Source organism: Thalassoglobus neptunius, from assembly GCF_007859735.1.
Lineage (GTDB): Bacteria > Planctomycetota > Planctomycetia > Planctomycetales > Planctomycetaceae > Thalassoglobus > Thalassoglobus neptunius.
Genome location: NZ_SIHI01000001.1, coordinates 1,472,095 through 1,484,220, shown reverse-complemented (window position 1 = coordinate 1,484,220; position 12,126 = coordinate 1,472,095). Strand labels below are relative to the sequence as shown.

The following is a 12,126-nucleotide window of genomic DNA, read 5'->3' as shown; positions in this document are numbered from 1 at the left end:
AGGACATTTCTCAGGAGTAGACACATGCGTTTGACGTTACGAACCGTTCTGGCTTATCTCGACGACGTGCTTGAACCGAATCAGGCTCGTGAATTGGGCGAGAAAATCAGTCAGAGCAAAGAAGCGACTGAACTGATCAACAAAATTCAGGCGGCGATTCGACGTCGGCGTATCGGCGCTCCGGAATTGGCTGGCCCCGGCTCGGGCCCTGATCCGAACGTCGTCTCTGAGTACCTCGAAAACGTTCTGCCTCCTGATCAGGTTGTCGAGTTTGAACGCCTTTGCCGCCAATCCGACGTTCACTTAGCAGAAGTTGCCGCCTGTCATAAAATTCTGACGATGGTCGTCGGTCAGCCCGTAGAGGTGAGCGATAGCCTCCGTGATCGCATGTACGCGCTCGGAACGAGCAAGTCAGAGTTTCCGCATCCAGCGCAAGCGCAAAACGTCCAAGCAATGACATCCGGAATCGGGAACAATCATCCGAAGGATCACACCGAAGGAATTCCTGAGTATCTGCGGCCGAAGTCTCGTACGACGCAAATCTGGACGGGACTCGTGATTGCACTCATGGTTGGTGTCTGGGTCTTCCTTGTCGCATCAGATCAGTCGATCTGGGAAGCTCCCGAAAGTCCGAAAATCATTGCAAGTCATACTCCGCCGGTTCCTTCCCCCGAGGAAGCCGATCAGAACGCTCCCGATTCGCGGAAGAACAATTCTGCCCCCGGTGCCGATTCGACAAAACCTCAAGCGGACGGACCGAATCGAAAACCATCGGAAAATGCGCCGGCACAGAATGGAGGACGACCGGCCAACGTCTCAGCCAATCCGCCCCCTCCACCTGAAGAAATTGCATCGGCCAATACAGTCCCTGGCCCAAACATCAATGTCCCCGTTCCCCCGGCTCCCGGTGACACTGGAAATCCCGTAGTCCCTGACACCGACGACACCCCCGCAAGTGAGACCGACCCTGAACCGGAACCGCCGACTCCCGTTCGTCTTCCTGAAGTTCTCGTCACCGTGCAAACCGACGATGGAATCTCGGTCGCAACTTCGGAGAAGGCTCCAACATGGCAAGTCCGAAATCAGGGAGAACTCGCAGTCGATGAGACCTTTGCCGTTCCTGATCCTTACTCGGCAGAAATTTCGATCGGGGAAGACCTCACAGTTGATGTCATGAAACACTCTCGACTGCAACGTCTCCCTCGTCTTGAAGGAGAAATGGCCGCTGTGCAGATCGATCGCGGCCGAATGATTTTCGAACGACCGGAAGTCTCAATTGAACCAGTCACACTCGGAGTTGTTATCGATCAGCAACGATGGGCCGTCAAGTTCCTTGAACCCGGCACTCGACTGGCAGTGGAAGTCGATTTTCCCCAACCGGATGGATTCCCTCCGCCTCCTGTCTCGCCCGGAGCGATTGGAGGACTCGCGGTTCTGTCGGGAAAAGTTCAACTGGAAACAGATGGACACCCTGCAAGCGAGGTCTCAGAAGCCAATGCGTGGCTCTCGTTGGCAACGCTTCGTAATCCTCAAAGCGAACTTCAAGGAGGAGCAATTCCAATGGTCTTTCTGACAGAAGAACAGGAAACTCCCGCGCGGCGGCAACTCGCCAAAGCCTTCGAACGTGAATTCGGAACGAATGTTTTCGTCAGTGTCGCTCCAGTCATTCATGATCGTCGAGCTGGCGTTTCTGAGATGGCTGCCAAGACAATGGCCCTGATCGGACATCCCCTCGAACTCGTTTCAGCACTTCAATCAGAGCATGAAGAAACACGAATTGTCGCGATCACAGAACTCCGAAAGTGGCTACTTTCCAATCCACAGAACGCCCTCCAGTTTCGAGAAGAAGCCAATCGCTACTACAAGTCGGAAGTTGATGATGCGCTCGAGAGAATGTTATGGGGTTACAGCCAGAACGATGGGAAGTCTCCCGAAATCAGCCAACAACTCGTCGGCCTGCTCCTTGACGATGAACTCGCAATTCGTGAACTGGCGTTCTTCCACGCCTCAAAACTCAGCGGCAGAACCTACAACTATCATGCCCAGCTTCCGCTCGTTGAACGTCGCGCCGCCAGCAGTCGCTGGAATGAGTACCTCGAACGTGAAGGTTCCTTAATTCCTGCAGAATAGGGCTTGGCGGATTTCCTGTTGGACTGGATTTTCGTCCTGTAACTCCTGGAAGTTCGCGAAGCCTCTGACGAGAAACGGTCGTGCCGTCTGTGAATCACCGTCGGAATAAGTCCAGCATGAAGAATGTGCAGATCCGTCACAAATCTTCACAGCGGTTTCAGCGGTGTCATTGACGGACCAGCAAGGGAAGTCATCACTCTCGACCAGTCCTGCTAGCGCGAACGGCCGATTTCGCCGATCCTTTTTTCAGCGGAGTCAAAGCACATTTGATCTTCTTTCCGCTTTCCAGTGGATCATGATGTTAAGCTGCTTTGGTGCGTGATGCCGTTTGCCAATTTACGGGATTCGATCATCACCGGTTCGCTCATGTTTGCACGACGTGGTCACCCGCACAGTGCGGGCACAATTGTCTGGGAACTCATGACGTATCCCTCTGTCGCTCACGGACGAACTCACTGAACATTAAGAATCCAGTGCGCGTCTATGACTGTGACGGACAGTACGACTCGGACAATTGATATATTACGATTCTGGTTGCGCGTTCTCTTCTTCGCGACGATTGCCTCTCCAATCATCGCCGGGGAAAACGAGAACGTACTCGCTGCGATCGAATCGACATCGACCGAGTTCCACGAATCAGATTTCGGACCACTCACCGTTCCGCTTCCTGTCGAAGACGTCGACGAAGAAGTCGGAATCCAGGAGGACCGGATCACCGACGATTCCTCAGTCGAATCGTTGCAAAATTCCGATTCGTCCAGCGACACACTCTCGAGCACTTCCGCCAGCCCTGCATACTGCCCGGACGGTTACTGGATTGTCAGTAGCCGCAGAAGCGTGCAGACAATTCATCATAAGAATCGCCCGGCGTGGGGCTTGGATGCCTATTACTGTCTGGGAAATGGACAAATCGTCGGTTCGAATCTTGCATCACTCAAAGCTCAGCTCGTTCCCGGAATTCCTGTGTGTGTCTTCTCACATGGGAGCTTCGTGACGTTTGAGAGTCAGGCCCGACAGGCAGCTCGTGCGGCCGCTTACTTTCGAAGCGCAGCCAATGGTCAGCCTCTTCAATTGATCTTCTTCACATGGCCGAGTGACGGGCCGTACTCGTACATTGCCCCGATCGATGTCACGGTGCGTGGAAAGCGTGCTGAATTCAACGGCTTCCACATGGCAACGCTCATTTCATCGATCCCGGAATCCTGCCCGGTGACTGTTATTGGTCACAGCCATGGAAGCCGCGTCGCACTCGCTGCCATGCAGTTGGCATCCGGCGGACCGATTCAAAATCATTACTTCACTGGTTCGGTCGGAAACTCACGCCGCCTGCGAGTCATTCTGGCTGCTGGAGCCATGGATCATAATTGGCTGAATCCTGGAGAACGATACGGCGTGGCACTCAATCGAGTGGAATGTCTGCTCAACCTGCGAAACCAAAACGACTTGGCGCTGGCGTGGTATCCGCTTTCTCGACCGTTCGCAAAACGCGCCATCGCCCGTTCCGGGATCACATCTCGAGACATGAGAACCCTCGGATACAATGCCCAGAAAATCCGGCAGGTGGATGTCACAAACCGTCTCGGATCAGACCACCAGTGGCCGGAGTACTATTCCGATCCGGTTGTTCTCGGGACCATTCTTCCGTATCTGATCTCTTTCTAAGAGACGTCTCTCACGACGGAAATTCGTTCTGCAATTGGCCTGCCGAACCGACTCGGACCAGAACGATTCGCCACCGTATTGGCAGCTCACTGCGCGAAGCCAAAACGTCAGTGATCTGAAATCCCGACTGAGACTCCACAGCAGTGTGCTCCAAGAGCCCGTACGACTCACGATTCGTCGGTGTGTCATTCGACTCAATTTCTCACGCAGCCGATGAGACCAGTGGACGTGAGTGACTGACAGACGAAATCGTTCGTCGCGGGCAGAAGACACAGCGAAGTCGCTTCTTAGAACGCTCCGCCGATGTTGATGTATGCGTGGACATGAGGAGCCCCGCGGAAGTGCCAGACGAACTGTGGTCCTTCGATTCTCCAGATATCCCAGACCTTGTCGCTCGCAAGATCGCCTTGCTGATAGAAGGCCAAACGCAGCTCATCGACACCGCCAATGCCTTCCAGAATTTGCATCACTTCCGCTTTGTCTTCTTCGCGGTAAGGAGCCAGCAAGACACCGAGAGACTCTTTGACGAGTTGCTTTTGATCATCGGACATCGTCCCGACTTGAATTCCGGGATAGTGAGGATCTTTCTTCTGAGTCAATACCGCTGCCTCTTTCGGTGCTGATTTGAGAAGCGCCGCTTTTCGCTGATCGGTGTCCAAAGCTTCGAAGACGCGATTGGTCTGTTGCGTCTGGTAGAAGTAAATGTTGTCTTCCGGTTTTCCTTCCTCACCGTGACCGTAAACGATTGGACCTCCGAAAGCGGCTTTATCGACACTGTTTCCATCTGCTCTCAATGTCAGATGGCGACCTGTCAGTTCGAACTGAAACTTCTCTTCGTTCGGATTTCCAAAGATCCCCACGCTGTAAAAGTCGATCCCACCATCATCGAATTCTGTTTGCTCGACAAGACGTTCGTATCCGTCGGGACTTGTCATCCCTTTGACGATCTTGTGAATCATGGCCTGCTGAGAGTCCGTGTAGAAGTCGTCACCGATCACAGGTTTCGTAACGTGCCAGTTCGCACTGATTCGCTTTCGCAGTTCGCTGTTGAAACCGAAGCAGATCTCCTTGCGCTGCTGAGGAGAGAGCGTTTCATAGAACTCCTGAACAACAGTTTCAGCCGAGCTTGATCGCGATGGAGCAGCGAACAGACTGGGAGCAAGTGTCGCTGAAAGTGCAGTTGCGCCGGCGGTTTCCAGGAATGAACGTCGAGTCACTCGTGGTGCGAAGTTAGTCATGGCAGCTCCTTGTTAAATCGATGTAGGGTAAGGGACACACTCTGCACGTCAGCCTGGATGTCGACACTCCGGCGTCATTGACGCGAATGAAATGTCTCTCAGACGAATGTCGATCGTTCCAGCATCTTCGGCTTGTTGGTTTGACTCAGCGGGTTCACTGATGGAAGTTCAATTCTCTGACCACACATTTCCTGTGTGCTGCCATTCAGATGACTGAGTCGACACGTTGAATAATCATATAACAATCGACTGATCAAAGCACGTCCGGATTCCGGAATCGATCAGTGAACCTCGCCCTGGAACGGAATCGCGGATGACTCATCAGGAGAGGAAATTCGCCGGTCGAGGGACGAGTCGTGAAGCAGCGTGTCGCAACATCAAAACGACTGGTCAGTCACCGTCTTCAGTGAGACGATCGAATGCTTCCCGGATCGCGCTGTTGTCCGCATCTCCCAGACCAGCACGAACGCATTGTTCCAGGAGGACAGAATGAAGGACTGAGAATGGAGTCCGGGCCCCCGCTTCGGAAGCAGTGCTGAGAATGATTCCCACATCTTTGAGGTGTTGGGTCAGCTTCGCCTGCGGCGACCAGTCCCGTTTGATCATCTTCTGGCCTTTGGATTGCATCACCGCCGACGCAGCAGGGGACTGTTCAAGAATCGACAAAGTCCGCCTCGCGTCGAACCCCAGAGCTTCCGCGAAGCCCAGCGTTTCAGCCAGAACTGCTCGATTCAATCCCAGCAAAAGATTATGAACCAACTTGAAGCGTGTCGCTTCCCCGATTGCGCCGAGTTCGAACTGTTGAGGAGCGATCTTCCGAAGAATCTTTCGTTCCTCGCTCGAAAGACAATCGACACCACCCAGAAAAATGAGGGCCGTTCCATCGCTCACTTGCTGGCTCGATCCGGCCACCGTCGCTTCCACATATTGAATTCCAAGTTCTCTCAATTGTTCCGCATTCGCGATCACTTCATCGGGCTGACCAGTCGTCGAATCAATGACTGTTCGAATTGCGGCTTGTTGTCCCTGTTTGCGGAGTGCTTGCAGATCCAGGATCACGTTGGTGACGACGTCGCTGTTGGGCAGGCACAAGAAAACAAGTTGCGATTTCATCGCGACGTCGTTGGTCGACTGAGCTGGCGTCCCCCCAAGCTTGACGAAATTCTCCATGCGCTCAGGATCACGGTCGTATCCGTAAACGGGAGCCGTCCCATGCAGCAGCCTTTCCGCAATGGCGGTGCCGAGCAATCCAATCCCGATGACACCAATCACAGGTGAATTTCGATTCATCTTCCCTTCCTCCCTCGTCAGAAAGCCCCTCAATCTCGTCCCTGGAAGATTGCCCCATGATCTTTGAATGGCGCCGAAAATGTTTGTGATTCGTTGAATTCTTCCACTAAACGCTCACCCCTGAAACTGCTGTTGTTTCAATCATCGAACGGCCTTGAGTCAGGTGAGTCCATCGAGCCAAATGACGACTTCCGGACGTCCTCTTCCCAATCAAATTAATTCGTGGACGGACTTGAGCTTAACACACATTGGCGTCCACTGATGAAAGTCATATACTCAGCATATCGATTTCTCAGGAGATTTATTTCCTGCACTGCCGCCATCCTCGTATGAAGTGACACACTCATGCACCACTCGGCGTTTGCTCAATCTCTCACGTTGTCCTGCTTGGGACTCTTCTTGCTCAGCGGGATCTGCCGAAGCGAAGATCCCGTTTTCTCCGGACCACAGCCGGGAGAGCCGCTTCCCTCTCTCAACATGAAAGGGGTCCTGGGCGAGCACTCCGGGAAGTCGTTCGATGTGATGGAAGTCGCTGGGAACGATCCCGTGTTGATCTTCTTCGTTCATGAACGAACACGCCCGGCTTTTGGTCTGATGCGAGCCGTCATGAAGTATGCGAAGTCACGGAAAGAAGACGGACTCGTCAGCGCTGCTCTGTTTCTGACCGGCGATCCCACCGATACAGAAAAGTGGATGACCGGGATTCAGCGATACTTTCCGGAGTCCGTTGAGTTTGGATTGTCCCCCGATGGGATTGAAGGCCCCGGCGCCTACGGCCTGAATCGGAATGTCTCCTTAACCGTCCTGACAGGTCGCGACGGGAAAGTCACTTCGAACTTCGCACTGATCCAACCAAGTGTTCAAGCGGACGGCCCGAAAATCCTCAAAGCAATTGTCGACACGATCAGAAGCGGTGAAGTTCCGGACATTGCTTCGCTCAACGGTGACGGAATGGCAAATCGTTCGCAACGAACAATGTCAAACAAAGACGATCCCAACATGCGGCCGCTGTTGCGAGATCTCATTCAACGCGGTGCCACGAAAGCCGATGTCGACGCTGCCGCGAAGAAGGTCGAAGACTATGTGAAAGAACATCCCGATGCACGGAAGCAACTCGGCCGAATCGCAACAACGATCGTCAATTCCGATCGGCTTCCGAACTATGGAACCGAAGCTGCGCAGGACTGGCTGAAAGTCTGGGCGAAGAAATTCGCTCCCCCGGAAACTGAGCAGAAACAACCCAACGATTCTCCCGAAAACTCTCGTCCGTAAGCGCACTGAAGAAATGACATGCGACTCAATTTTGTCTACTGGATCTGTTTAACACTCTGTGCTGGCCCGACCTTCGCGGAACCGCCCACTGTTTCAGAATCCGGACAAGACCTCGTCGACTTCGATACCGAAATCGTCCCCGTACTGACCCGATTCGGATGCAACTCCGGAGCCTGTCATGGGGCGGCTGCGGGACGCAGAGAATTGCATCTCTCCCTATTTGGAAGTGATCCGGGTTTTGACTTTCAATCGCTGGCTCGCGAGTTTCAAGGCCGACGAATCAATCTCGTCCAGCCCGACGAAAGTCTGATCCTCATGAAACCGACCGAAGTGCTATTGCACGGAGGCGGAAATCGGTTTGATGATGACAGCGACGCGGCCGAACTCATTCGAAAATGGATTCATCAGGGAGCCCATCGGCATGAGTTGCGTAAGCTCGAATCCTTCGCAATTGCTCACCGCAAAATTTCGAACACGCTTGATTCTACGACGTTCTCAATCTCCGCCACAGCGACATTCGACAACGGTTCGACGATGGACGTCACTCCATGGACAGTGATCACCGTTGACGATCCAGATGCCGTTCAAATTGACTTACAAACCTTTCGCGCTCACATCACCCGTCCCGGGCGTCACGTGGCGATCGCGAGATATCTCGATCACGTCACTCCGCTCATCTTTCTCATCCCGTTTCAAAATGAAACGCACGAGACTCATTCAATTGAGAGTGCGAATTTCATCGACGATTCGATCAACTCACTGTTGACGGAATTGAGAATCCCCGCCAGCGAAGCATCTTCCGACACCGAATTTCTGCGACGAGTCACACTCGACCTGACCGGGCGACTTCCGACGCCAGAAGAAGTCCTGAGTTTCACGCATGACTCATCTCCCGGGAAAAGAACGGCTGCGATTGATCGAATGCTGGCATCGAAAGAGTTTGCCAGCTACTGGACATTTCTGCTCTCGCGATGGCTGCGAATTCGCGCCGCTCCGCAAGATGTCGAAGGGGCAGAGGCTTATCATTCGTGGCTGCATCAGCAAATCGCTGACGAAATTCCCTTCACCGAAATCGCTGCTTCGCTGTTGCTTGCAGAGGGAGACACCCACGATGTCGGCCCCGCCAACTTCTACCGAACGACCGGAGGACCTCGGGAACAGGCAGAATTCGTCAGCGAATTTTTCATGGGCAGCCGACTTCGCTGCGCCAACTGTCACGACCATCCGCTCGATCACTGGACGCAGGACGACTATCACGGCTTAGCAGCCATCTTCGCGGAAGTCACCTCGGGCCGAATCATCGAAACCAAAGCCAATGCGGAAGTCATTCATCCCAAAACCGGGGACGCCGCCGTTCCCCGAATTCCGGGGGAACGCACACTCCAAAACGCCGAACATGGCCGATCGACCTTCACGGACTGGCTTGTCAGCGACACGAATCCCTATCTCGCGAGAACGATCGTCAATCGTGTCTGGAAGGAGTTCATGGGCCGCGGCCTCATTGAACCGACCGATGATATTCGTTCGACGAACCCTCCCACTCATCCAGAACTCCTGAAGCAACTGGAGATCGAGTTTCGCCGTTCGAACTTCCGCTTAAAGCCTCTCATTCGGCTGATCACCAGCAGCTCCGCCTATCAAAGAAGCTCACGCCCTCATCGAGACAATGAGTTCGATCAACAGTTCTATTCACACGCGCTCAGTCGTCCGATGTCCGCGGAAGTGATGTGCGATGCCATCTCCGACGTTCTCGGACTTCCCGCTCGATTCGGTGACAAACCGCTTGGAACACGAGCCGTTGAGTTGCCTTATCCTCAGATCGAATCGAAGGAACTGGACGTTCTCGGACGATGTGAACGAACTGAGTCATGCGAAGGAAGCGAGACGATGACAGGGGGATTGCCGCGATTCTTGCATCAGTACAACGGGGCACTCATCAACACACGGCTCTCACACTCGACGGGTCGATTGGCTGACTGCCTGCAATCGGAAAACTCCCCTGAAGTGATCATCGAAGAATTTTATCTTCGCGCACTCGGTCGACTTCCCAATGACGAAGAATGGAACTTCTGGCGCGATGAACTCAAAAACTCCAGCAATCCGCGAGAATTTCTCGAAGACGTTGTCTGGAGTCTCTGCACGTGTCAAGAGTTTCGGACGAACCATTGACCGCGCGTACCACAAACGGGACTTTCACAAATGCCAGTCATTCGATCGACGCTTCCGCATCAATGGAACCGATGGTCACGCAGAGATGTCCTGCAGATCGGAGCACTGACGGCATTCGGCCTCAGCTTCAGTGACGTTCTTCGTTTACAACGTCTCAGCTGCGCTGCAGATCCTCAAACTCGACAGCCTGCGAAGTCGTGCATCCTCATCTGGCTCGATGGCGGCCCGAGCCATCTTGAGACGTTTGACCTCAAGCCGAATGCACCGCGTGAAGTTCGTGGTCCGTTGGAATCGATTTCGACATCTCTTCCAGGAATTGGCATCAGTGAATGTCTTCTCCGAACTGCGACTCTGCTCAACGAAATTGCCATCATCCGGTCAATGACGTCCCCGCTCGGTGAGCACAATCTCGGCACGCATTATCTGATGACCGGATACAAACCGAGTTCCGTTCTCGAGTATCCGACGTATGGAGGAGTGTGCGCAGAGTTACTGAATTCTGAGTCCGCTCTTCCTCCAAACGTGGCCGTTCCCGATTTTCGAGTCGGCGGAGGAAATCTGACCGGCAGTGGATTTCTTTCGGCGCAGACACGTCCTTTTTCTTTGGGAGCAGATCCATCGAAAGCAGACTTTCAAGTCCGCGACTTGCGAATCTCACGCGGACTGACTCTCGACCGGTTAAATCGCCGCCGACACTTCACAACCGAACTCGACCGAATGCGAAGCATGGCGAACGGGCAGGGGGGAACAGCAGACGTTGTCGACCCCGACTTGCAGCGTGCGTTCGACCTCATTTCATCGAGCGAAGCTCAAAGTGTCTTTCAACTCAACGACGAATCCCCGGAACTTCGGTCGCGCTATGGTCCGAAGTCCGTGGGTCAAAGCTGCCTGCTCGCGCGACGGCTGATCGAGAAAGGCGTCCGCTTCGTCACCGTGAATCATCACGGATGGGATACACACAACGACATGTATACGCGCCTCAAAGAAGGTTACACGGGGGCGCGCACTCCCGTCGGTCTGATCCCTTCACTCGATCTCGCCCTGTCAGCACTCATTCAGGACCTGAAGGAACGCCGGCTCCTCGACGAAACTCTCATCGTCGTGATGGGAGAGTTTGGAAGAACGCCCAAGTTGAACGTCAACGGAGGACGCGATCATTGGCCGAGAGTCTTCAGCGTGGCCCTTGCAGGCGGAGGCATTCAGGGAGGACAGGTGATCGGAGCCAGCGACGCCTCCGGCGAGTCTCCCAAAGATCGCCCGGTCACTCCGAGTGACCTCGCTGCCACGATTTATACGCTTCTGGGAATCGACCCAAAACTCGAACTTCAAACACCCGACGGACGTCCAGTTCGCCTGACACCTCCGGAAGCGACCGTTGTCGATGAGTTAATTGCCTGACCTGATTTCGCGAGACATTTCGTGTTGAGACTGACGTTACTGCTCATTCTTCTGCATCCTCATCAAGTTCTCGAAGCCACTGAACCGCCGGTGACTTCGATCGTTTTCTCTCCGGATCAAACGAAGCTCGTCACCGGTTCTCAGCGTGGGGTGACGATTCGAACACTCGACGATTTAGAGATCGAAGAAGAAGTCGCCGTTCCGTTTTCAGCAGTGCACGCATTGGCGTTTTCACCAGACAGGAAATTTCTGGCTATCGCTGGAGGAAATCCCGGAGAGAGTGGACAGATCCAACTGTTGAACTGGTCGACGCGACAACTCGAAAACTTGATCCGCCCACACGAGGATTCGATCTACGACATCTGTTGGTCACTCGACTCGCAGACAATTGCCTCCGCCAGCATGGACCGGAAAATTGCCCTCAGTCATGTTGAACTCGTAAAGCCGGGACAACTTCTGGATGGACATTCCAAAGGAGTGCTCTGTGTTCGATTTGTCGATCGAGATCAACTTCTGGTCAGCGCGGGAATCGATCAGAATCTGCGGGTCTGGAATCCTGCGGAACAATCACTTGTTCGCTCTCTGAACAATCACAGAAAGACCGTGACCGGGCTGAGCGTTCGCCACGAAACCTCAGGACTTCCGATGATTGCCTCGATCAGTGAAGATCGAACGGTGCGATTCTGGCAACCGACAATCGGCCGAATGGTTCGGTTTCTGCAACTTGAAGATCCTCCAATTGCCATTCAGTGGCGTCCCGGTCATGACAGCATCATCACCGTCACTGCATCGGGAAGAGTTTTCGAAGTCGACTCGATGACGACAAACACTCTGTTCGAAAAACAAGTCGATCTTTCGTGGTGCACATCGCTTGCAGTTCATCCCAACGGCCAGACTATCTATCTCGGCGGCCAGAACGGTCAGCTGCGCACCGTCACACTGCCAGAAACGGATTCCGATTGAAAAC

Annotated in this window: 8 protein-coding genes; 6 read left to right on the top strand and 2 right to left on the bottom strand. The window is 53.8% G+C overall.

All coding sequences use genetic code 11. The features are described from left to right. The first annotated feature begins 24 nt into the window (after positions 1-24). Together KOR42_RS05975 and KOR42_RS05970 are read left to right on the top strand one after the other, a co-directional pair. Positions 25-2,130 carry a hypothetical protein gene (locus tag KOR42_RS05975; RefSeq protein WP_146507915.1) on the top strand — a complete coding sequence of 702 codons (2,106 nt, stop codon included), beginning with the start codon at positions 25-27 and terminating at the stop codon, positions 2,128-2,130. 483 nt (positions 2,131-2,613) lie between these two features. After that, positions 2,614-3,792, top strand: a complete 1,179-nt coding sequence (locus KOR42_RS05970; RefSeq protein WP_146507913.1) for an alpha/beta hydrolase — start codon at positions 2,614-2,616, stop codon at positions 3,790-3,792. 287 nt (positions 3,793-4,079) lie between these two features. On the opposite strand, the gene KOR42_RS05965 is transcribed toward KOR42_RS05970, so the two are convergent. Both KOR42_RS05965 and KOR42_RS05960 read right to left on the bottom strand, forming a co-directional pair. Continuing rightward, entirely contained in the window at positions 4,080-5,030 is a 951-nt protein-coding gene (locus tag KOR42_RS05965) for a DUF3500 domain-containing protein (RefSeq protein ID WP_146507911.1), read from the bottom strand. Positions 5,031-5,420: 390 nt separating this feature from the next. Next, positions 5,421-6,320, bottom strand: coding sequence for an NAD(P)-dependent oxidoreductase (locus KOR42_RS05960; RefSeq protein WP_146507909.1), 900 nt, complete (start codon positions 6,318-6,320; stop codon positions 5,421-5,423). 345 nt (positions 6,321-6,665) lie between these two features. Here KOR42_RS05960 and KOR42_RS05955 point away from each other — a divergent pair, with 345 nt between their 5' ends. From KOR42_RS05955 to KOR42_RS05940, 4 genes are read left to right on the top strand one after another with little or no spacing between them, the layout of a single operon-like run. After that, complete coding sequence (locus KOR42_RS05955; protein ID WP_146507907.1) at positions 6,666-7,592, top strand: hypothetical protein; 927 nt, start codon at positions 6,666-6,668, stop codon at positions 7,590-7,592. Positions 7,593-7,610: 18 nt separating this feature from the next. Beyond that, complete coding sequence (locus KOR42_RS05950; protein ID WP_146507905.1) at positions 7,611-9,761, top strand: DUF1553 domain-containing protein; 2,151 nt, start codon at positions 7,611-7,613, stop codon at positions 9,759-9,761. A 30-nt stretch (positions 9,762-9,791) separates the two neighbouring features. Beyond that, complete coding sequence (locus tag KOR42_RS05945; protein WP_146507903.1) at positions 9,792-11,159, top strand: DUF1501 domain-containing protein; 1,368 nt, start codon at positions 9,792-9,794, stop codon at positions 11,157-11,159. Positions 11,160-11,180: 21 nt separating this feature from the next. Next, positions 11,181-12,122: a WD40 repeat domain-containing protein gene (locus KOR42_RS05940; RefSeq protein ID WP_146507901.1), complete on the top strand. Its 942-nt coding sequence runs from the start codon at positions 11,181-11,183 to the stop codon at positions 12,120-12,122. The last annotated feature ends 4 nt before the right edge of the window (positions 12,123-12,126 follow it).